Genomic DNA, 19,839 nt, shown 5'->3' with positions numbered 1-19,839 from the left:
GACTCAGGACGTGAGCGAGACCGTGACCGAGACTGAAGACGCGGTCACCGAAGAGACGCGCCTCAAGCAGCTCGAGCAGGAGGGTGACATCGCGGCGGACTACCTCGAGGAGCTCCTCGACATCGCCGACCTGGACGGTGACCTCGACATGGACGTCGAGGGCGACCGTGCCGCGGTCTCGATCGTCGGTGGCGACCTGCAGCAGCTGGTCGGCCGGCACGGAGAGGTCCTGGACGCGCTCCAGGAGCTGACCCGGCTCGCTGTCTACCGCGAGACCGGCGAGCGGTCCCGGCTGATGCTCGACGTCGGTGGCTACCGCGCCGACCGTCGCTCGACGCTGATGGCGCTTGCCGAGGAGACCGTCGCGAAGGTCAAGGAGTCCGGTGCGCCGGTCTCGCTCAAGCCGATGTCGCCGTTCGAGCGGAAGGTCGTCCACGACGCCGTCGCCGCCGCGGGACTCACCTCGGAGTCCTCCGGTGTGGAGCCGCGACGCTACGTGGTCGTCCTGCCTGAGTGACGCTGACACAAAGAGATCGCCCCTCGTGCCGACTGGCACGAGGGGCGATCTCTTTGTGCGGATGTTTCACGTGGAACGGGCGGGGGTCGGTCGTCGAGCTTGTCGAGATGACCACTGCGGTGACGCATGGTTCGTGGTCTCGACAGGCTCGACCACCGGAGCGTCTAGGACCAGTAGACGATGACCCGGTCGCCGATGCGGATCTGGTCGAAGACCCACGCGATGGACGACTTGTTGCGGACGTTCACGCAGCCGTGGGAGCAGCCGTTGTAGCCGCGGGCGGCGAAGTCGGGCGAGTAGTGCACGGCCTGGCCGCCGTTGAAGAACATCGCGTACGGCATCGGCGTGTGGTAGATCGACGAGACGTGGTTGCGGCTCTTGCGGTAGACCTTGAACGCGCCCTCGCGGGTCTTGGTGTCCGCGCAACCGAAGCGGGCATCCATCGCCCGGACGATCTTGCCGGCGCGTACGTAGCGCATCCGGCGGTCGGTCTTGTCGACGCAGAGCACCCGGCCGGTGAGGCAGCGGCGGTCGAGGTTGTAGAGCGCCGCGTCGGTCGGGGTGCTCGTCAGCGAGCGGAGGCGGTCGAGGGTGCGCTGGTTGACCTTGCCGGTGATGGCCAGGTGCTGGTTGCGCTGGAAGACCTTGACGGCGCCGGTGGTCTTGGAGCCGTAGTTGCCGGTGACGCGGCCGGTGTAGATGCGCCGCTCCTTGAGGCGAGCCTGAACCCTCCGCACCCCGATGCCGGTCGAGCCCTGCTGGTAGAGGACGGTGTAGGCCGTGTGGAAGCCGGTCTGACCGATGGAGGCCGACGGCGCACTGGCCTGGGCGCCGCCGGGCGCCGCGATCGAGCCCAGGGAGAATCCCAGGGCAAGGAGGGTGGTGAGGAAGATCGCCACCGGGGTTCTACGGACGTTCACATCATCTCCGTGGGGTCAAGGAATCGTGGCCCGGTCGCGCGGGCCGCTGGGGTCGCACTCGAGGTGCGACGTTCTACGACTAAGACGTTCGAGCAGCGTGTGCGGTTGCATCAGATTGCGCGATGGCTGCTCGCGGACTTTAGCGCACCGGGAGCCCCTGAGACCCCTTTCCGGACCCTTCTCTGGATTCGTCGGGATGTGGTCGCTCGAGGGGTCGTTGGGGGGTGTGTTTCACGTGAAACGTGCGGTGGTCGAGCCTGTCGAGACCACGGTCTGTGCGGGGTCGGTGTCGTGGTCTCGACAAGCTCGACCACCGGGTTCGCGGTCATCGAGCTTGTCGAGATGACTCTCGTTGGGGTGGTGGTCTCGACAGGCTCGACCACCGTTCTTGGGGTCATCGAGCTTGTCGAGATGACTCTCGTTGGGGTGGTGGTCTCGACAGGCTCGACCACCGTTCTTGGGGTCATCGAGCTTGTCGAGGTGGCTGTGGTTGGGGGTGGTGGTCTCGACAGGCTCGACCACCGGGTTCGCGGTCATCGAGCTTGTCGAGATGACCTTGGATGGGACGGGCTCGGTCATCGAGCTTGTCGAGATGACCTTCACTGCGGGGGCGGGTCCAGAGGGTGCGGCGTCTGCGACGTGTTGGCGAGCCGCGGGAGGTCGCCGAGCTGTCCTCTGATGAGCGCGAGCCGTTTGGCGCGGCTCCAGTTCTGAAGCTGCTTCTCCCGGTCGAAGGCATGGGCGACGTTGTCGTACTGCTCGTACCAGACCAGCTGCACGGGGAGGCGATGGCGGGTGTACTCCGAGCCGAGGCCGACGCGGTGCTCGGACATCCGGCGTTCGAGGTCGGTCGTGCTGCCGACGTAGAGGGTTCGGTCTGCGCAGAGAAGCATGTAGGTGTAAGCCATGCCGCTCATCATGAGCGGGACCACCGACAGTCTTGGGCCGGCGAGCTCTTGCTTATCCGGAGGTCGAGCTTGTCGAGACCTCGAGGGTGGCGACGGGGTGGTGGTCTCGACAGGCTCGACCACCGGGAGGGACCGGTCGTGGGGCGGACGGGGTGGTCTCGACAGGCTCGACCACCAGGGGGTCAGTGTTGGTTAGGGCGGGAAGTTCTGGGTTGTGCGTTTCACGTGAAACAGTTTGATCTGTGAGCGAGGAGCGTGAGGGTGTGGAGGGTCTCGGGAAGATCGATCCCCGAGCGGAGAAGGTCTTTCCGGCCGATCGGCTGGAGCTCGCGGAGAGGTACGCGGCCTGGCTGGCCGACGCCGGGGTGGTGCGAGGTCTGATCGGGCCCCGGGAGGTTCCGCGGCTGTGGGACCGGCACATCCTCAACTGCGCCGTGCTGGGCGAGGTGATCCCGGAAGGGGTCGCCGTGGCGGACATCGGCTCCGGCGCGGGGCTCCCGGGCCTGGTCCTCGCGATCGCCCGCCCGGATCTGCAGATCACGCTGATCGAGCCGCTGCTGCGGCGTACGACCTTTCTCGAGGAGGTCGCCGAGGATCTCGGGCTCGAGAACGTGACGGTGCTGCGGGGGAGAGCGGATGCCTTCCACGGTGAGCTCGGGTTCGACGTGGTGACCTCGCGAGCGGTCGCCGGCCTGGGGAAGCTGCTCGACTGGTCGATGCCGTTGGTGGTTCCCACCGGAGCGCTCGTCGCGATGAAGGGGTCGAGCATCGAGGCGGAGATCGCGGAGGCCGACTCAGAGCTGAAGAAGTGGGGATGCGCCCCTCCGACGGTCTCGGAGCTAGGTGTAGGCGTTTTGGAGACGACAACTGTCGCGGTTCGGGTGGTTTGGTCGGATCCCGCACGGGTAGATTGGCCGCCGGTCCCGAAGGGCGGCCAGAAGGGGTCCAAGGGTGGATCCCGGAAGAAGCGCCGCTGACGCGCACAACGCGGTGGTCTCGACAGGCTCGACCACCGGGTGGTCTCGACAAGCTCGACCACCGGCTATGGAGGGTTAGGAACTATGCCGTACGACGACGAGAGCGCACAGAACGCCGTTTCACGTGAAACCGACGAGCCGGTGTCGATCAGGCTCCGTACGGCCGGCGACATCGCATCCTTCGAGAACGACTTCGCCACGGAGACGACGCCGCTGGCCGCTGCCGCCGAGCACACGCTCCTGGCGCGGGGCGCCGCGAGCAACCGGCCGCCGCTGCCGCGGCCGGCGAGCACGCGCGTGATCGTCTCCGCCAACCAGAAGGGTGGGGTCGGCAAGACCACCTCGACGGTGAACATCGCGGCGGCGCTGGCCCAGCTCGGCCAGAAGGTGCTGGTCATCGACCTCGACCCGCAGGGCAACGCCTGCACCGCGTTCGACGTCGACCACTACCAGGGCACCCCGGGGACGTACGAGGTCCTGGTCGAGGGTGCGGCGATCGAGGACGTCGTCGTGCCGGTGCCGAAGCTGGACGGCCTCGAGCTCGTGCCGGCGACCATCGACCTGGCCGGTGCCGAGGTCGAGCTCGTCGAGGAGGAGGGTCGTGAGCAGCGCCTGAAGACGGCGCTGGCGAAGTCCCCTCGCGTCGGCGACGCGGAGGACCGCTGGGACTACGTCCTCATCGACTGCCCGCCGTCGCTGGGCCTGCTGACGGTCAACGCGCTCGTCGCGAGCACCGAGGTGATGATCCCGATCCAGGCGGAGTACTACGCGCTGGAGGGTCTCGGTCAGCTCCTCAAGACGGTCGAGATGGTGCGCGCCGCGCTGAACCCGTCGCTCAAGGTCTCCTCGATGCTGATCACGATGTACGACGCCCGCACCCGCCTCGCCTCGCAGGTCGCCGAGGAGGTCCGCGAGCACTTCGGCGACACCGTCATGCGCACGTTCATCCCCCGCGCCGTGCGCGTGTCCGAGGCACCGTCGTTCGGGCAGACGGTGATGACGTACGACCCGGGCTCGCCGGGCGCCCTGAGCTATCTCGAGGCCGCCAAGGAGCTCGCCAAACAGGGCGAGCAGGGATGATCGAGCTAGTCGCGACCGCCCGCGAAGCCGGTGGAACACCGGTGGTCGAGCCTGTCGAGACCACCCGCAAAGCTGGCGAAACATCGGTGGTCGAGCCTGTCGAGACCACTCACCAAGCCGGTGGAACATCGGTGGTCGAGCCTGTCGAGACCACCCGCAAAGCCGGTGGAACATCGGTGGTCGAGCCTGTCGAGACCACCCGCAAAGCAGCAAGAAACTGACATGGGGGACACCGAAATATGAGCAAGCAGCCGCCGAAGCGTGGTCTCGGACGGGGTCTGGGCTCGCTGATCCCGACCGCTCCTGCCACCAACGGAAACGAGTCGACGGACAGCGCTTCTGTCCAGCCTGACGTCCGTCATTCGGACCTTTCCGCTGGAGCGACTTCTGGCCCATCCGTGGACCCCGGGTCCACCGGCTCGGCGGAAGGCCGCCAGATCGAGAATTCGGATCTGGCACCCGTCGACGGCGCATATTTCGCCGAACTCCCGGTCAAGCAGATCCACCCGAACCACGTGCAGCCTCGTCAGGTCTTCGACGAGGAGGCGATGGCCGAACTGGTCCATTCGATCAGTGAGATCGGCCTTCTGCAGCCCATCGTCGTCCGGAAGGTGGACACCGACTCCTACGAGCTGGTCATGGGTGAGCGCCGTTGGCGCGCCACCCAGCAGGCCGGCCTCGATGTCATCCCGGCGATCGTCCGCGAGACCGACGACACCGACATGCTCCGCGACGCGCTCCTGGAGAACCTCCACCGCTCGCAGCTGAACCCCCTCGAAGAGGCGGCCGCCTACCAGCAGTTGCTCAACGACTTCGCCTGTACGCACGACGAGCTCGCGCAGCGGATCGGCCGGTCGCGGCCGCAGATCTCGAACACGATCCGGCTGCTGAAGCTGTCGCCGTCGGTGCAGCGCAGAGTCGCCGCGGGCGTGCTCTCCGCCGGCCACGCCCGGGCGCTGCTGGCGGTCGACGGCGAGGCACAGCAGGACAAGCTCGCCCAGAAGGTCGTCGCGGAGGGCATCTCCGTGCGCGGCCTCGAGGAGATCGTCGCTCTCGGCGACCCGGACGGCGACGCCTTCGCCACGCCACGCGTGCGCCGGGCCAAGCCGAGTGCGCCAGGGCTCAAGGAGATCTCCGACAGGCTCTCGGACCGCTTCGACACCCGCGTCAAGGTCGATCTGGGGCGTTCCAAGGGAAAGATCACCGTCGAGTTCGCCACGCTGGATGACCTGCGACGGATCGTCGAGCTGATGTCGCCGCCTGCGGACGAATCCATTTAGGCATCAAGCGATAAAGCGTTTTGTCGACAAATAGCTAGAGGGATTTCGGCCGGGTCGTCGAGCCCGTCGAGATGGCCCAGCCGAGGGCGCAGTGGTCTCGACAAGCTCGACGACCGGTCATCGAGCTTGTCGAGATGACGCCCGGAGGGGCGCGAGGACCTACTGCGTGTTCGTCGAGGGGTGCTCGGCGCCGCGGATGGGCAGTCCCGGGATCGGGCCGGTCGCGCCGAACGTCTCCAGGAGCTCCATCTCGGCCTCGATGACGCCGGCCAGGCGGCGTACGCCCTCTCGGATCCGCTCCGGAGTGGGGTAGCAGTAGGAGATCCGCATCGACGAGGCGCCGAAGCCGTCGGCGAAGAAGCCGGTGCCGGGGACGTACGCCACGCGGGCGGTGACCGCCCGGGGCAGCATCGCCTTGCAGTCGATGCCGGAGGGGAGCGTCAGCCAGACGAAGAAACCGCCCTCGGGCTTGGTCCAGGTGCAGGCCGCGGGCATGTAGTCCTCGAGCGCGTCGAGCATGGCGTCGCGGCGCTCGCGGTACATCTCCCGCATCTCCTTGATCTGGCCCTGCCAGTCGTGGTTGGAGAGGTAGGCGGAGACGGCCATCTGGTTGAACGGCGGCGGACAGAGCGTCGCGGACTCCTGGGCGAGGACCAGCTTCTCGCGGATCGCGGAGGGGGCCAGCGCCCAGCCGACGCGCAGGCCGGGGGAGAACGTCTTGGAGAAGGAGCCGAGGTAGATGACCCCCGGATCCTGGGCGCGCATCGCCGGGCGGGGCTCGTCGTCGAAGCCGAGGAGACCGTAGGGGTTGTCCTCGAGCACCAGGATGTCGTGGCGACGGCAGATCTCGAGGATCTCGGTGCGGCGCTCGGGCGTCATGGTGACGCCGGTCGGGTTCTGGAAGTTCGGGATCGTGTAGAGGAACTTCACCCGGCGGCCCGAGGCCTTGGTGGAGACGATCGCCTGCTCCAGCGCGCTCGGGATGAGGCCGCTGGCGTCGACCTCGGCATGCACCACGTCGCACTGATAGCCCTTGAAGACACCGAGGGCCCCGACGTACGACGGGGCCTCACAGATCACGACGTCGCCGGGGTCGCAGAAGACGCGGGTGACCAGGTCGACTGCCTGCTGGGAGCCGACGGTGACGACGACGTCGTCGGGGTGGGCCTCGATGCCCTCCAGGCGCATGACCTCGCAGATCTGCTCGCGCAGGACGGGGTCACCCTGGCCGCCGCCGTACTGCAGCGCGGTCGGGCCCTGGCTCAGGACCAGGTCCTTGATCGAGTCGCCGACCACGTCCAGCGGGAGGCTGGAGATGTTGGGCATGCCGCCGGCCAGCGAGACGACCTCCGGGCGCGCTGCGACTGCGAAGAGAGCTCGCACCTCCGAGACCGTCATGCCTGCCGTGCGGGCGGCGTAGCGGTCGGCGTAGGGGTCGAGGCGGGATGATGTTGCGCGCTGGGGAAGATCAGTCATGGTGTCACCATCATGAAGGATCGCATACGCTGGTGACAGACCCTTAACCGATGATCAAGGGTGAGACATGGCACGCAGGATCCTTCCGCTGACGCTGGACCTCTTCGCCGAGGTCCCGGCGCCGTGCCGCGCCTGTCTGTTCTGGGAGCGCGACCCCGTCGGCCATCGCCGCGTCGACGCCTCGCAGACGATCGCGCTCAAGGAGGCGTGGATCTCCGAGGTGCTCCGCGAGTGGGGATCGTGCGGCCGGGTGGCGGTGGTGGACGGTACGCCGGTGGGCTTCGTGCTCTACGCGCCGCCGGTCTTCGTCCCGCGGGTGGCCTCGTTCCCGTCCGGGCCGGTCTCCGCCGATGCCGTGCTGATGACCACCGTGTGGATAGACCCGCGTCGTGCGGGCGGTGGGATCGGCCGGATGCTCGTCCAGGGAATGGCCCGTGACCTGGTGCAACGCGGTGAGTTCCGGGCCATCGAGGCCTTCGGCGACGTCGGGCCGCTGAGCGGCATCCATGGCCGCCGCTGCGCCGCTCCGGCCGACTTCCTCGGGCGCGTGGGCTTCAAGACCTATCGCGAGCATCCGACCGTGCCGCGGATGCGGATGGACCTGAAGCAGACGGTCACCTGGATCGACGACTTCGAGTCGGCCTGGGAGCGGTTGCGGGAGGTCGTACGTCCCCGCAGCCATCCGTCACCGGCCTCCACCGAGCTGCATCGCGACAGCGACTGATTGTTTCCCGTGAAACGGTGGTCGAGCCTGTCGAGACCACCGACCCTGAAATGACGCCGGCCCGCCCCTGTGACAGGGGCGGGCCAGGCGGGTGACAGCTGGTGTCAGCCGATGAACTCCTGCAGCTCCTTGAGGAGCGCGGCCTTCGGCTTGGCGCCGACGATGGACTTCACGACCTCGCCGTTCTGGTAGACGTTGATGGTCGGGATGCCGGTCACGCGGTAGTTGGAGGGGGTGACCGGGTTCTCGTCGACGTTCATCTTGGTGAAGGTGACCTTGTCGCCGTGCTCGCCGGCCAGCTCCTCGAGGATCGGGGACACCTGGCGGCACGGGCCGCACCACTCGGCCCAGAAGTCGACCAGGACGGGCTTTTCGGACTTCAGAACGGTCGAGTCGAACTCGGCGTCGGTCACGGCGGTCATGTTGTCAGCCACGATGGGTTCCTTCTCGGTAGGGACGGGTTTAGGAGGTCTGTGGTCAGAACGCTGGGCTTGTGTCGCGCATTCCCGCTACAAAACGTACGAGACGTCAGGCCGAGACAGCCGCAGCGGCCTCGGCGTGGGCCTGGTGAGCGAGGAACTTCTCCGCGTCGAGCGCGGCCTGGCAGCCGGTGCCGGCGGCGGTGATGGCCTGGCGGTAGACGTGGTCGACCAGGTCACCGGCGGCGAAGACGCCCTCGATGTTGGTGGCGGTGGAGCCCTCCTTGGTCAGGACGTAGCCCTCGTCGTCGAGGTCGACCTGGCCGGTGAGCAGCTCGGACCGCGGGATGTGGCCGATCGCGATGAACAGGCCGGAGCACTCGAGATCGCGCAGCTCGCCGGTCTTGGTGTCCTTGACGGTGATGCTCTCCACGGAGAGCTCGCCGTTGATGGACTCGACCACGGAGTTCCAGGCGATCTCGAGCTTCGGGTCGGCGAAGGCACGCTCCTGCATGATCTTGGAGGCGCGCAGCTCGTCGCGGCGTACGAGCAGGGTGACCGACGAGCCGAAGCGGGTCAGGAAGAGGGCCTCCTCCAGCGCGGAGTCACCGCCACCGACGACCACGATGGGCTTCTGGCGGAAGAAGAAGCCGTCACAGGTCGCACACCAGGAGACGCCCTTGCCGGAGAGCTCGTCCTCACGGGGCAGGCCGAGCTTCTTGTAGCCCGAGCCGGTGGCGAGGATGACGGCCTTCGCGTAGTGGGTGTCGGTCGCGGTCTTGATGACCTTGACCGGCCCGGTGAGGTCCATCTCGACCACGTCGTCGGGCTCGAGCTCGGCACCGAAGCGCTCCGCCTGGGCACGCATGTTGTCCATCAGCTCCGGGCCCATGATGCCGTCACGGAAACCGGGGAAGTTCTCCACCTCGGTGGTGTTCATCAGGGCGCCGCCGGCGGTCACCGAGCCCTCGAAGACGAGCGGCTGCAGTCCGGCGCGGGCGCTGTAGACCGCTGCGGTGTAGCCCGACGGGCCGGAACCCACGACGATCACGTTGCGGGGGTCGGTCGGGGACGACGGGGTCGGCATCAATGGCTCCTCAGGTGTGGCTGGCGAACTGCACAACAGATCGTAGGCCACGTACATTCCATGGCCTCGAACGCCGATACCTGACTCTCGTCAGGAGACGGGGGTGCCGAGGACCTGGATCTCCTCGACCTCGGTCCGGTAGCCGCCGTCGACCTGGGGGAGGGCGGTCATCCAGACCAGGACGTAGCCGCCTTCTGGGGCGTCGTCGAGCTCGATCTCGCCGGTGGTGCCCACGCTGGCCTTGGCAGCGGCGCGACCGCTGGGGGCGTCGGTCCACGGGGAGTCGCCGACGTAGACCTCGATATCGGTGGGCTCGCCGATCATGTTGAACTTCAGGGAGTCGACGGCGTATTCGCCCTTGAGGTCGAGCACGAGACCGATCCCGGGCTTGAGTGAACGGGGACGGTCACCGATCTGGTCGTTGTAACGTTCGGTGCGCCAGCGAGACTCATCGCCAGTCTTGCCGTCGACGACGTATTGGACCAGGTCGGGATATTCGGACTTGGTGTCGCTGAACGGATCGAGGTCCTTCGCGGTGATGCCCTTGATGGGGGTCGGCTTGGCCGCGGTGGGGTTGTCCCCACCGTTGCTCCCGGTGCCGGGGTTCTCCGCGGTGGTGTCGGGGTCGTCGCCGACGATGTTCCAGGCGATCGAGCCGGCGATGAGGACGAGGACCACGAGGGCGACGCCCATCGCGATGCGGAGCCAGTTGGCGCCGGGCTTCTGGTTGTAGTCCGGCTCCTCGGCGATCGGTACGTTGGCGCCGGTCCAGGGGCCCTGCCAGCCGTTGTAGGACGCATCCGGAGCCACCGGGCGCCGAGCGGCGGAAGGTGCCTGCTGCGGGCGCGCCGGCGGAGGCGTGTAACCCGGGGTCTCGTCGGCGAAGAGCGGCTTCGACGGGGTCGGGTCCTGCATCGGCGGCGGGGAGGCCGGACGCTGACGCTGGGGACGTACGACGTCGGGGGCCACGCCGATGGCGTTCGACACCGCCGGTGCCTCGGCGGGCTCGAGCTTGGCCGGCGGGGCCATCGCCTGGGTGTCCTCGTCGATGGCGGAGGGCCGGTTGAGGGGCGCGGTCGGCTCGCCGGAGAAGCCCGCGAGCGCGGAGTGGAGCTCGGCCGCGGTCAGCGGCGGCATGTCGGCACCGCTGCCCAGCACCCGGTCGCACAGGTCGTCGAGCGGACGCGGCACCCCGGCGCGTACCTGCCGGGGACGGAGCACGCGGCCGTGGTCGCGCGGCGCGGGCGGCATCGAGGACAGGGTCTCGCCGGCCCACTTGCCGGTGAGGGCGGCGTAGAGGACGCCGACGGCGTCGACGCGGTCGCGGCGCTGGGAGTCACGCGTGTCGGGGTCGATGCCGTGCAGCGCGGCGTCGACCCCGAAGCCGATGACGCGCACCGCGCCGAGGTCGTCGAGCAGCACGGCCTCGGGGTTGAGTCGGCCGTGGGCGTGGCCCTGGTCGTGGGCCAGGACCAGCAGGTCGGCGACCTCGGAGGCGATCCAGGCGGCCTGCTGCGGCGGCAGCGGACCACCGGCGGCCAGGGCGTTCTCCAGCGACGCGCCCTCGCCCCACTCGTTGACGACGTACGCCACCTGGTCGGTCTGGGCGGCGTCGAGGACGCGCAGCATCCGGGGGTCACCGACGGCGGCGGAGTTGCGGGCCGCGGCCATCAGGCGCGGCGCGCGCTCGTCGCGGGCGTCGAGGACGTGCACGGCAACCGGGCGTCCGAGCACCGCGTCCTGGGCACGCCAGAAGCGTCCCTCACGGGACTCGCTCAGCAGATCCGTCAGCTGGTATCTGCCGGCGAGGACGTCGCCTGATTGCGTGAACTCCATATCGGACCCATTCTTTCAGACCTTGCCAGACAGTGATGAGGCTGTCCGATGGTGGTCAAGGACAGGTGCTCAACGGCGGAGCCGTCGGGCAACCTGTTGCACCATCGCGGTCAGCTCCTTGACCTGGGCAGCCTGCGCCCCGAGGAGCAGCATGCCGAGATGCAGCGCCCCGACGATAGCGGCCCCGATCAAGGCCAGCACCATCGTCGGCTCGTCGTTGATCAGGCCCAGCCCGGTGCGCAGCAGCCAGGCGGCGGCAGCGGCGACGACCGTCACCATGACCAGGCGGGCCAGGAACGCGAGCAGCCCGCGACCGTCCAGGTCGCCGAGGGTGCGCTTGAGCACGACGTACGAGACGACGGAGCCGACCAGGTAGGACAGCGAGTAGGCGCCGGCCAGGGCGGCGGCGGTGTGCTCGGCGGAGAACGCCCGGGTCAGCAGCAGCGCGGCGACGATGTTGGTGGTGGCGACAGAGCACTGGATGAAGAAGACGGTGCGGTTCTGCTCGAGCGAGTAGAAGCCGCGCAGCAGCAGGTAGTGGATCGTGAAGAAGACGAGTCCGGCCGCGAAGACGGACAGCGTCGGGGCGTACGTCTTGAACGCGTCGGCGCCGGCGCCGTAGCCGAACAGGATGTGGGCGATGTCCTCGGAGAGCACCGGGAGCAGCGCGGCGATCGGGATCACGATCGCGAGCGCGTTGCGCAGCTGCCGGGACAACGTACGTCCCAGCTCGGGCAGCTCGCCGGCCGCGCCGTGGCGCGACAGGATCGGCAGGATCGCCGTCGCCAGCGAGACCGTGATGATCGAGTGCGGCACCTGGGTGACCAGGAAGCTGTTGGAGTAGACGGTGTAGCCGGTGCCGTCGGCGGCCGAACCAGTCGAGGCGAGCCTCGTCACGATCGTGTAGGCGATCTGGTTGACGACCACGAACAGCACGGTCCAGATGCCCAGCTTCGCGGTCTGGGAGAGCCCTGCGCCGCGGAAGTCGAAGCGGGGGCGGAAGCGTACGCCGGCCTTGCGCAGCACCGGCAGGAGCAGCAGGAACTGGAGCGCGATGCCGAGAGTCGAACCCAGGCCCAGGAGCGTCTCCTCGGCGGAGGTGTAGCCGCCGGAGTTCGAGGGACCGAAGACGACCAGGTAGATCACCAGGGTCGAGATCGCGATGATGTTGTTGGCGATCGGCGCCCACATCATCGGCCCGAAGCTGCCGCGGGCGTTGAGCACCTGCCCGACGAGCACGAACATCCCGTAGAAGAAGACCTGCGGCAGGCACCAGCGGGCGAAGTCGATGGTCGACTCGAGCTGCGCCTCGTGGTCGGCGGAGTACCAGTCGGCGCCGAGGTAGAGGCGCATCAGCAGCGGAGCCCCGAGGACCAGGATGATGGTCACGGCGCCGAGGAAGAGCCCGGCGAGCGTGATGATCCGGTCGGTGTAGGCCGCCCCGCCGTCCTCGTCGTTCTTCTGCGCCTTCACCAGCTGCGGCACGAGGACCGCGTTGAAGACGCCGCCCGCCAACAGGATGTAGAGCATGTTGGGGACGGTGTTGGCGATGTTGAAGACGTCGGCGTGCAGCCCGGAACCCAGGGCCGCGACCAACAGGGCGGATCGGAGGAAGCCGCTGAGCCGGGAGAACATCGTCCCCGCGGCCATCACCGCGCTGTTGGCCAGGACCGAGCTTCCGCCGGACTTCTGCTCGGTGGCTGTCACGCCGCCACCTCCGTAGCGCAAGCGCCAGAATACGGACGCGGCGGCGTCTTGCATTCATGGTTCGCTCGCTGACGCTCGCTCACGCTGCTCCTGACGTACGGGCTTTCTTGGCCTTCATGATGCGCCGGGTGAGTCGCACGGCGATCGCCGCGAAGAGTAGCGCGCAGCCGGTGCCGACGAACCACCAGATCACCCCGCTCACCTGCGAGGGACGGATCGGGACGGACGCATGGGCTCCCAGCGGGTTGCCCTTGGTGTCGGTGACGACGATGAGCGCGGTGTGGGTGCCGGTGTCGTGCATGCTCGCCGCGAGGTTGAAGCTCGCCTTCGAGTTGGCGTCGAGCTGGACGGGCTCGGAGGTCGCGACCCGCAGCGAGTCGTCGGTCATCGCGTCCAGCCGCACCGTGACCGGCTCGTCGAGCTCGTTGCTCAGCGTGACCTGGAACTCGCCGCCCTTCATGCTCGACAGGATCACCTTCGGCGGAACGCTCACGGTGATCGAGCTGAGCTCGGAGCTGATCTGGTCGAGTGCGTTGGCGGCAGAGTCGGTGTCGCCCTTGCGGGCGGAGTAGGACGTCGTGGTGAGGGCCTCGCTGGTGACGTCGGAGGCGACCTCGTCGTTGTGGGTCAGTACGCGCTGCAGCAGCGCGCCGGCGCCGACGAGCTCCTTGGCGGTGCTGATCCGGTCGGCGGAGATCTCGGCCTTCATCTCGCGGCGCGGGTAGCGCAGCTGGTCGACCGTCACGGACTTCGCCTTGTGCCCGGTCATCGCCTCGGCCAGCGTCGAGGACGAGATCCAGCGGGCGTTCTGCCACGGGGTGACGAACGAGGCCGCGGACTGCGGAGGATGCCAGCGGTCGGGGATGACCGCCACGAGCGGCTTGCCGGAGCCTCGGCGCAGGGCGGCTTCGGCGACGATCCGCTGGCGCACGGAGATCGCGTCGATGGGGTCGTTGGGCCCCGGCCCGCCGGCGGCGGCCCCCGAGGAGGTCACGATCATCTGGTGGCCGTCGAGATCGGCGATGACCGGCGCGTTGCCGCGGAACATCCGGTCGCTGACCAGGTTGACCGCGCCCGGCTCGAGGAGGTTGACCGCGGCACGGTCGAGGTAGCCGGTCGGCGGGGCGACGGCCGAGGTCGCCTTGATGCCGAGCTCCGCGAGCACCTGGGCGGTCTGCTCGCGCGCGGTGGCCAGCAGGTCGGGGTCGCTGGTGGCGAGCGCGGACAGGTCGGGGTCGCCGTAGGGGAGCGCGAGCAGGTTGTGGCCGGCGAGCGCCTTCTCGAGGCGGCCCAGCCAGACGGTCGCGGCCTTCTGCGCGGCTTCGGCCTCCTCGTCGACCGCCGTCTCGGCCGCGGCGTCGGCGCTGCCGGTGCTGTCGGAGTCGCTCGGCAGCAGCGCGGAGGCGGACGGCGATGCGCTCTGGCTCCCGCTCTCCTCCGGCTCCTCGCCGCCCTCGTCGGTCGGGGACAGGTTGCGGGGCGGGTTGCCCTCGGCGAGGTGGCGTACGGCATCGATCAGCGCGGGGTCGATGGCCCAGGTCAGGCTGGGGATCTCCGTGCCGGTCTCGAGCAGCCGGAAGAGGCGTCCGCCGGCGCTCAGGTCGCGGATCCAGCCGGGGAGGTAGTTCACGCTGCCGTCGGCGTCGTAGACCACGCTGCGGCGCAGCGGCATGACCAGCGAGACCTTCTCGGCCTTGGCCCGCTTGTTGGGCTCCTTGACCAGCGGCAGGAAGGTCCGCGCCCGGCCGTCGGCGGTGGTGGGGGTGGTCGCGCCCAGCGCGTGGACCCCGAACCAGTAGACGCCCGGCTCGGTGACGTGCAGGAGCTTGCGCGGCACCGTGAGCGACCACGAGTAGGACTCGCCGGGGGCGAGGTCCGGGATCGTCGCGTACGCCCCCTCGGTCACGATCCGCTCGCCGACCAGCGCGTCCGCGGGCAGCTTGGCCGCCTCGGCCAGCTCTTCGGAGGTGGTCATCGGCGTGTCGCCGATAAAGGGGTAGACCTTGACCCCGTTCCACTCCTCCTCGGTGGTGTTCTCGACCTTGCCGCGCACCGTGATCCGGCCCTTGGTGCGGCCGTCGAGGCTGACCGTGTCGAGCTGGTCGATGCTCACCGCCAGGGGGTCGGTCTCGACAGCCTCCTCGTCGGCCTGCGCGGGCGCCGGAAGCATCAGCAGCAGGGGTGCCAGCAGCGCCAGGATGAGTGCGGCGGTGGCTCGTCCACGTGGCCGTGGCGGCCTCGCCTGATGCTGGCGAACTGGCATGACTTCGAGAATATCTTTCCGGGGGTGCGGTCCTCGTAGACTGCGGCGTTGTGTCCGACAGCCAGCTTCCCCCGATCAGCGTCGCCGATGTTCAGCGATCGGTGACTGCTGAACTGGACCGTATCGCACCGGTGATCGACTCCCTCGGAGAGGCCTTCGCTGCAGGCGGTCACGAGCTGGCCCTGGTCGGCGGACCCGTCCGCGACGCGATGCTCGGCCGTCCCCACAACGACCTCGACTTCACCACCTCGGCGCGTCCCGAGGAGACCGAGAAGATCCTGCGTACGTGGGGTGAGGCGCTGTGGGACATGGGCCGCGACTTCGGCACCATCGGCACCCGCAAGGGCCCGTGGCAGGTCGAGGTCACCACCTACCGCTCCGAGGCCTACTCGGCCGACTCTCGCAAGCCTGCCGTCGCCTATGGCACCTCGCTGGCCGACGATCTCGTACGCCGCGACTTCACCGTCAACGCGATGGCGGTGCGACTCCCGGGCCGTGAGGTCGTCGACCTCTACGGCGGTGTCGTGGACCTGGCCACCCGGATGCTGCGGACCCCCGGGACCCCTGAGGACTCCTTCTCCGACGACCCGCTGCGGATGATGCGAGCGGCACGGTTCGCCGCTCAGCTCGGTTTCACGGTCGCGCCCGAGGTCGTCGCCGCGATGACGGACATGGCGTCGAGGATCTCGATCATCTCCGCCGAGCGGGTCCGCGACGAGCTGGTCAAGCTGATCTGCGCGCCCTTCCCGCGTCTCGGGCTCACGCTGCTGGTCGAGACCGGGCTGGCCGAGCTCGTGCTGCCCGAGCTGACCGCGCTGCGGATGGAGCGCGACGAGCACAACCGGCACAAGGACGTCTACGAGCACACCCTCACCGTGCTCGAGCAGTCGATCGACCAGGAGGCGCGCCTCGGCGGCGGGCCCGACTTCGTCTCGCGGTTCGCTGCGCTGATGCACGACGTCGGCAAGCCGCGCACGCGTAAGTTCCACGACGACGGGACCGTCTCGTTCCACCACCACGACGTCGTCGGCGCCAAGATGACCCGCAAGCGGATGAAGGCGCTGCGCTTCTCCAACGACGAGATCGAGGCGGTCTCGAAGCTGGTCGAGCTGCACCTGCGCTTCCACGGCTACGGCGACGGCGATTGGACCGACTCGGCGGTGCGCCGCTACGTCCGCGACGCCGGTGACCAGCTCGACCGGCTCCACGTGCTCACCCGCGCCGACTGCACCACCCGCAACCGCCGCAAGGCCGACCGCCTCGCCCGCACCTACGACGCCCTCGAGGCCCGCATCGAGCGGATCTCCGAGGAGGAGGAGCTCGCCGCCCTCCGCCCCGCGCTCGACGGCAACCAGATCATGTCGCTGCTCGGGATCGCGCCGGGTCGCGAGGTCGGGGCTGCGTACAAGTTCCTCATGGACCTGCGCCTCGACGAGGGCATCCTCTCCGAGGACGAGGCCGCCAAGCGGCTCCTCGACTGGTGGGCCGAGCGCTCCGCATAGCCCGTTCGGGCTGTGTCGCCCGGCAGCGTTCGGTCCAACGTGAACCGCCCGCCGGCTCTGTTGACATCTGGGCACCTACTGTCCATCGAGCCATACTGACGGTACGGTTCCGGCTATGACGACGATCACAGATCTCGAGGCGACGACCACCATCAACACGACGCCGGCCCAGGTGTGGGCGGCGATCACCGACCTGCCGCGGATGGCTTCGTGGAGTCCGCAGGTGGTGAAGACGATCGTGTTCGGGCAGGTGAAGGAGGGGACCCGCTTCCTCAACATCAACCACCAGGGCTGGAAGCACTGGCCGACGAACGCCAAGGTCGTACGTTTCACCCCGCACTCCGACTTCGCGTTCCGGATCACCGAGAACACGACGGTGTGGTCCTACCAGCTCGAGGAGACGCCGGAGGGGACGCTGGTCACCCACCGCCGTGAGACGCCGACCGGCATCTCCGCTCTCTCCCGCTCGCTGACGAACATCGCGTTCGGTGGTCAGGAGCCCTTCACCGAGGAGCTGCGTACCGGCATGGCGACCACGCTCGCCAAGCTCAAGGCCGACCTCGAGCGCTGACGCCTCGGCCTCAGGCCTTCGCCCTGGTCCAGCGGTAGACGCTGCTGGTCGAGACGCCGAGCTGCGCGGCCACGTCGGGGATGCGGGCGCCGGCGTCGACGAGGAGCCGGGAGGCTTCGGCCTTGTCGTCGGGGAGATTCGCCAGCAGCTCGGCGATCTCGTCGGGGAAGATGTCGGGATAGTCGATGGCCGGCTCGGGGTCGGGGATGTTCTCCGGGAACGGGATCCGGTCCAGGAGGGCGCCGTCGGCGTCGGCGGGCTTGCTGGCCGTGCGGCCGTTGCTGAACTGCGGTGCCATCCCGGCTCCGGACGCCGCCTCGGCGGCGGTGCGTGCGGCGTCGGGCACCCGGCTCGAGACCCGCTGGCGGGCATCGGGGGTGGCGAGGGCCGAGGCCATCTCGCGAGTCCGGGGCTCCCGCGACGGGGTCACCTCGCGGGGCACGTCGGAGACGGTGTCGGCGGTCCGGTCGAACGGGATGTCGGCCGGCGCCTCGATGGCACGGTCGGCGCCGGGAGCGGGCGTGACGCGCGAGATCTGCTCCACCACGGGCACGCTGAGCGCCTCGTGCACGTCGGGCAGGGTGATCGGCAGCCGGTCGGCCTGGCGGGTGCCCTCGGCGACCGCGGCGAAGGCGTCGACCCACTGGTTGATCTGCTCGCGCATCGCGCCCGGCGCGACGGACCGCAGCGCCACCGCCTCGGCGCGCCAGTAGCGCTTCTGCGCGCGTTCGAGCTTCCGCCGCGAGGAGGCCGTACGCTTCCGCAGCGCCGTGTCGCGAGCGCGGCGCCACTCGACCCGGGTGGCGAGGAGGGCATGCATCCGGGCGCCCATCCGCAGGTCGGACCAGGAGCGCTCCATCGCGAGGTGGCGGTCGCCGACGAGCGCCAGGTGCCACATCAGCGCGGCCAGCAGCGGCACGATGAACCGGAACGCCGCGGCCGTGGCGGCGTGGCCGAGGTGGATCTCGTGCCAGCCGGCGAAGAACCCGGACGCGGCCGACAGCAGCCAGGTCAGGGTCAGCAGCGTCTGCGCCGGCCGGTCCTGCTGCGCCGCCTCTCGCGCCATCAGCGCGACGGTGACCAGCGAGAGCTCGAAGACCCCGGCGAAGGCGTAGGCGTTGATCGTGCCCATGGCGAGCACGTCCCGCCCGAAGCCGACCATGGCGACGTACGCAGCCGCCGTCGAGATCAGCGCGACGGAGACGGCCCCGAAGAGGATCAGGCCACGGCCGTTCGTTGCCGTGCCGTTGCCCGTCGGGGTCGGCCGGTCCGAGGTCGTGTCGTTGTCGGGACGCATCGTGGGGTCTCCGGTACCTGAGGCGGTCGATCGTTCGGGCCCCGGAGTCTAGGGGATGGAACACACGTTCGATAGTCACGTGGCGGGAGTGTTGCCGAACCGGTCCGAAATTCGGCCGCCGGGACCCGACACCCGGGGCTACAGTCCGCTCATGTCGAAGACGGCGGTGCGCCGCGTACTTTTCAGAACGTTCTGGGCGGTGATCGGGCTGGTCGTCGCGGTCAGCCTCTTCAAGCTGGCCTTCACCGGTTCGACGCAGGATGCGGACGGGGCACCCTTGACGCCGACCGGGCAGATCCCGCCGGAGGAGGTCGTCGCCGAGAAGGGCACGATCTCCAACTCGCTCACGATCGACGGCACCATCGTGATCGACAAGCCGGTCTCGGCGACGAGCTCGGTCAGCGGCGTGCTGGCGCACAAGTTCGCCGACACGGGCACCAGGGTGAAGAAGGGCGACAAGCTCTTCCAGGTGCGTGCCGAGGAGGAGGCGGCCGTGGAGGAGCCCGTCGAGGAGGAGCCCGGGAAGGTCGACGACGCCGCCGGGGACGGCGATCGCGACGACGCCCCGGTCGAGCAGCCGGCGCCGAAGCCGGTCTACCACTGGTACACGGTCGTCGCGCCCGCCACCGGCATCGTGGGCAACTACGCCGTCGATATGATGGCCGACGTCGCCGAGGACGGCGTGGTCGTCTCGATCCGTCCCACCACCTTCCACGCGGTCGGCGCGATCTCACCGCTGGACCGCTACCGGCTGGCCGGCAACCCCGACCGCGCGACCGTGACCATCGAGGGCGGCCCCAAGCCGTTCACCTGCACCGACCTGGTCGTCGGCGACGCGGCGACCGAGACGATCGCCGGCGACGCACCCGAGGACGAGATGATGGAGGGGGCGCCCGGCGGCGAGGGCGAGGGCGAGTCCGATGCGGGCGCCCGGATCAGCTGCCTGGTGCCGGAGAAGGTGACCGTCTTCGACGGCCTGACGATGAGCATGACCATCGACGCGGGCACGAGCGACGGCGACGTCGTCACCATCCCGGTGACCGCGGTCACGGGTCTGGTCCGCGAGGGAAGCGTCTGGGTCGTCGGCGAGGACGGCACCCCTACCGAGCAGCCGGTCAAGCTCGGCCTCACCGACGGCAAGCTCGTCGAGGTCACCAGCGGCCTGAAGGCCGGCGACTCGGTGCTGCGCTACGTCCCGGGCTCGAAGGAGAAGGGCGGCGGCATGGACGACGGGATGTCCGAGGAAATGCCTGCGGGGGAGATGTGAGCGCGGAG

19 protein-coding genes are annotated in these 19,839 nt (G+C 69.0%); 9 read left to right on the top strand and 10 right to left on the bottom strand.

The window, feature by feature from the left end:
* Positions 1-10: 10 nt before the first annotated feature.
* On the top strand, positions 11-517 hold the full coding sequence (locus ACWZJV_RS14355; protein ID WP_307785716.1) for a Jag family protein: 507 nt from the start codon (positions 11-13) through the stop codon (positions 515-517).
* A gap of 164 nt (positions 518-681) precedes the next feature.
* Here ACWZJV_RS14355 and ACWZJV_RS14350 read toward each other — a convergent pair whose 3' ends face one another.
* The 3 genes from ACWZJV_RS14350 to ACWZJV_RS14340 form a co-directional block, all read right to left on the bottom strand.
* Entirely contained in the window at positions 682-1,437 is a 756-nt protein-coding gene (locus ACWZJV_RS14350) for a L,D-transpeptidase family protein (protein ID WP_196876090.1), read from the bottom strand.
* Between the two features lie 231 nt (positions 1,438-1,668).
* Positions 1,669-2,016, bottom strand: coding sequence for a hypothetical protein (locus ACWZJV_RS14345; RefSeq protein ID WP_457181930.1), 348 nt, complete (start codon positions 2,014-2,016; stop codon positions 1,669-1,671).
* 20 nt (positions 2,017-2,036) lie between these two features.
* The gene (locus tag ACWZJV_RS14340) at positions 2,037-2,345 is read right to left on the bottom strand and encodes a GIY-YIG nuclease family protein (RefSeq protein ID WP_196876094.1); all 309 of its coding nucleotides are present in this window, start codon (positions 2,343-2,345) and stop codon (positions 2,037-2,039) included.
* A gap of 242 nt (positions 2,346-2,587) precedes the next feature.
* Here ACWZJV_RS14340 and rsmG point away from each other — a divergent pair, with 242 nt between their 5' ends.
* From rsmG to ACWZJV_RS14320, 4 genes are all read left to right on the top strand, one after another.
* A complete protein-coding gene (gene rsmG / locus ACWZJV_RS14335) occupies positions 2,588-3,322 on the top strand; it encodes a 16S rRNA (guanine(527)-N(7))-methyltransferase RsmG (RefSeq protein WP_457181929.1) in 735 nt (244 codons plus the stop codon).
* Positions 3,323-3,406: 84 nt separating this feature from the next.
* A complete protein-coding gene (locus tag ACWZJV_RS14330; RefSeq protein WP_269210665.1) occupies positions 3,407-4,402 on the top strand; it encodes a ParA family protein in 996 nt (331 codons plus the stop codon).
* Positions 4,399-4,623: a hypothetical protein gene (locus ACWZJV_RS14325; RefSeq protein WP_457181928.1), complete on the top strand. Its 225-nt coding sequence runs from the start codon at positions 4,399-4,401 to the stop codon at positions 4,621-4,623. The genes ACWZJV_RS14330 and ACWZJV_RS14325 overlap by 4 nt, the downstream gene beginning before the upstream one ends.
* Positions 4,624-4,641: 18 nt before the next feature.
* Positions 4,642-5,682, top strand: a complete 1,041-nt coding sequence (locus tag ACWZJV_RS14320; protein WP_457181927.1) for a ParB/RepB/Spo0J family partition protein — start codon at positions 4,642-4,644, stop codon at positions 5,680-5,682.
* A 159-nt stretch (positions 5,683-5,841) separates the two neighbouring features.
* Here ACWZJV_RS14320 and ACWZJV_RS14315 read toward each other — a convergent pair whose 3' ends face one another.
* Positions 5,842-7,158, bottom strand: coding sequence for an aminotransferase-like domain-containing protein (locus ACWZJV_RS14315; RefSeq protein WP_457181926.1), 1,317 nt, complete (start codon positions 7,156-7,158; stop codon positions 5,842-5,844).
* A gap of 67 nt (positions 7,159-7,225) precedes the next feature.
* Here ACWZJV_RS14315 and ACWZJV_RS14310 point away from each other — a divergent pair, with 67 nt between their 5' ends.
* Positions 7,226-7,882, top strand: coding sequence for a GNAT family N-acetyltransferase (locus ACWZJV_RS14310; protein ID WP_008355505.1), 657 nt, complete (start codon positions 7,226-7,228; stop codon positions 7,880-7,882).
* Positions 7,883-7,986: 104 nt separating this feature from the next.
* Here the strand turns inward: ACWZJV_RS14310 and trxA are convergent, their stop codons facing one another.
* The 5 genes from trxA to ACWZJV_RS14285 all read right to left on the bottom strand — a co-directional run bounded on the left by trxA (position 7,987) and on the right by ACWZJV_RS14285 (position 15,194).
* Complete coding sequence (gene trxA, locus ACWZJV_RS14305) at positions 7,987-8,316, bottom strand: thioredoxin (RefSeq protein WP_457181925.1); 330 nt, start codon at positions 8,314-8,316, stop codon at positions 7,987-7,989.
* A 94-nt stretch (positions 8,317-8,410) separates the two neighbouring features.
* A complete protein-coding gene (trxB, locus tag ACWZJV_RS14300; RefSeq protein WP_457181924.1) occupies positions 8,411-9,388 on the bottom strand; it encodes a thioredoxin-disulfide reductase in 978 nt (325 codons plus the stop codon).
* A gap of 90 nt (positions 9,389-9,478) precedes the next feature.
* Complete coding sequence (locus ACWZJV_RS14295; protein WP_457181923.1) at positions 9,479-11,224, bottom strand: protein kinase family protein; 1,746 nt, start codon at positions 11,222-11,224, stop codon at positions 9,479-9,481.
* A gap of 69 nt (positions 11,225-11,293) precedes the next feature.
* Positions 11,294-12,931, bottom strand: a complete 1,638-nt coding sequence (gene murJ / locus ACWZJV_RS14290; protein WP_457181922.1) for a murein biosynthesis integral membrane protein MurJ — start codon at positions 12,929-12,931, stop codon at positions 11,294-11,296.
* Positions 12,932-13,010: 79 nt separating this feature from the next.
* Positions 13,011-15,194, bottom strand: a complete 2,184-nt coding sequence (locus tag ACWZJV_RS14285; protein WP_457181921.1) for a DUF6049 family protein — start codon at positions 15,192-15,194, stop codon at positions 13,011-13,013.
* Between the two features lie 74 nt (positions 15,195-15,268).
* Between ACWZJV_RS14285 and ACWZJV_RS14280 the strand changes: the two genes are divergently transcribed.
* On the top strand, positions 15,269-16,696 hold the full coding sequence (locus ACWZJV_RS14280; protein ID WP_457181954.1) for a CCA tRNA nucleotidyltransferase: 1,428 nt from the start codon (positions 15,269-15,271) through the stop codon (positions 16,694-16,696).
* 115 nt (positions 16,697-16,811) lie between these two features.
* Complete coding sequence (locus tag ACWZJV_RS14275; protein WP_008355491.1) at positions 16,812-17,267, top strand: SRPBCC family protein; 456 nt, start codon at positions 16,812-16,814, stop codon at positions 17,265-17,267.
* A gap of 10 nt (positions 17,268-17,277) precedes the next feature.
* Here ACWZJV_RS14275 and ACWZJV_RS14270 read toward each other — a convergent pair whose 3' ends face one another.
* Positions 17,278-18,564, bottom strand: a complete 1,287-nt coding sequence (locus ACWZJV_RS14270; protein ID WP_457181920.1) for a helix-turn-helix domain-containing protein — start codon at positions 18,562-18,564, stop codon at positions 17,278-17,280.
* A 151-nt stretch (positions 18,565-18,715) separates the two neighbouring features.
* Here ACWZJV_RS14270 and ACWZJV_RS14265 point away from each other — a divergent pair, with 151 nt between their 5' ends.
* Complete coding sequence (locus ACWZJV_RS14265; protein ID WP_457181919.1) at positions 18,716-19,831, top strand: hypothetical protein; 1,116 nt, start codon at positions 18,716-18,718, stop codon at positions 19,829-19,831.
* The last annotated feature ends 8 nt before the right edge of the window (positions 19,832-19,839 follow it).

The sequence above is a fragment of the Nocardioides sp. WG-D5 genome (genome assembly GCF_054031175.1).
The sequence above is the reverse complement of the archived record's forward strand: the minus strand, read 5'-3'. Positions and strand labels throughout refer to the sequence as shown.

Excerpts from the sequence above, each read along its gene's own strand:
- ACWZJV_RS14345 (WP_457181930.1), bottom strand. The coding sequence starts at position 2,016 with ATGACCGAGCCCGTCCCATCCAAGGTCATCTCGACAAGCTCGATGACC.
- ACWZJV_RS14340 (WP_196876094.1), bottom strand. The coding sequence starts at position 2,345 with ATGGCTTACACCTACATGCTTCTCTGCGCAGACCGAACCCTCTACGTC.
- ACWZJV_RS14330 (WP_269210665.1), top strand. The coding sequence starts at position 3,407 with ATGCCGTACGACGACGAGAGCGCACAGAACGCCGTTTCACGTGAAACC.
- ACWZJV_RS14325 (WP_457181928.1), top strand. The coding sequence starts at position 4,399 with ATGATCGAGCTAGTCGCGACCGCCCGCGAAGCCGGTGGAACACCGGTG.
- ACWZJV_RS14320 (WP_457181927.1), top strand. The coding sequence starts at position 4,642 with ATGAGCAAGCAGCCGCCGAAGCGTGGTCTCGGACGGGGTCTGGGCTCG.
- ACWZJV_RS14315 (WP_457181926.1), bottom strand. The coding sequence starts at position 7,158 with ATGACTGATCTTCCCCAGCGCGCAACATCATCCCGCCTCGACCCCTAC.
- ACWZJV_RS14310 (WP_008355505.1), top strand. The coding sequence starts at position 7,226 with ATGGCACGCAGGATCCTTCCGCTGACGCTGGACCTCTTCGCCGAGGTC.
- trxB (WP_457181924.1), bottom strand. The coding sequence starts at position 9,388 with ATGCCGACCCCGTCGTCCCCGACCGACCCCCGCAACGTGATCGTCGTG.
- ACWZJV_RS14295 (WP_457181923.1), bottom strand. The coding sequence starts at position 11,224 with ATGGAGTTCACGCAATCAGGCGACGTCCTCGCCGGCAGATACCAGCTG.
- ACWZJV_RS14285 (WP_457181921.1), bottom strand. The coding sequence starts at position 15,194 with ATGCCAGTTCGCCAGCATCAGGCGAGGCCGCCACGGCCACGTGGACGA.
- ACWZJV_RS14275 (WP_008355491.1), top strand. The coding sequence starts at position 16,812 with ATGACGACGATCACAGATCTCGAGGCGACGACCACCATCAACACGACG.
- ACWZJV_RS14270 (WP_457181920.1), bottom strand. The coding sequence starts at position 18,564 with ATGCGTCCCGACAACGACACGACCTCGGACCGGCCGACCCCGACGGGC.
- ACWZJV_RS14265 (WP_457181919.1), top strand. The coding sequence starts at position 18,716 with ATGTCGAAGACGGCGGTGCGCCGCGTACTTTTCAGAACGTTCTGGGCG.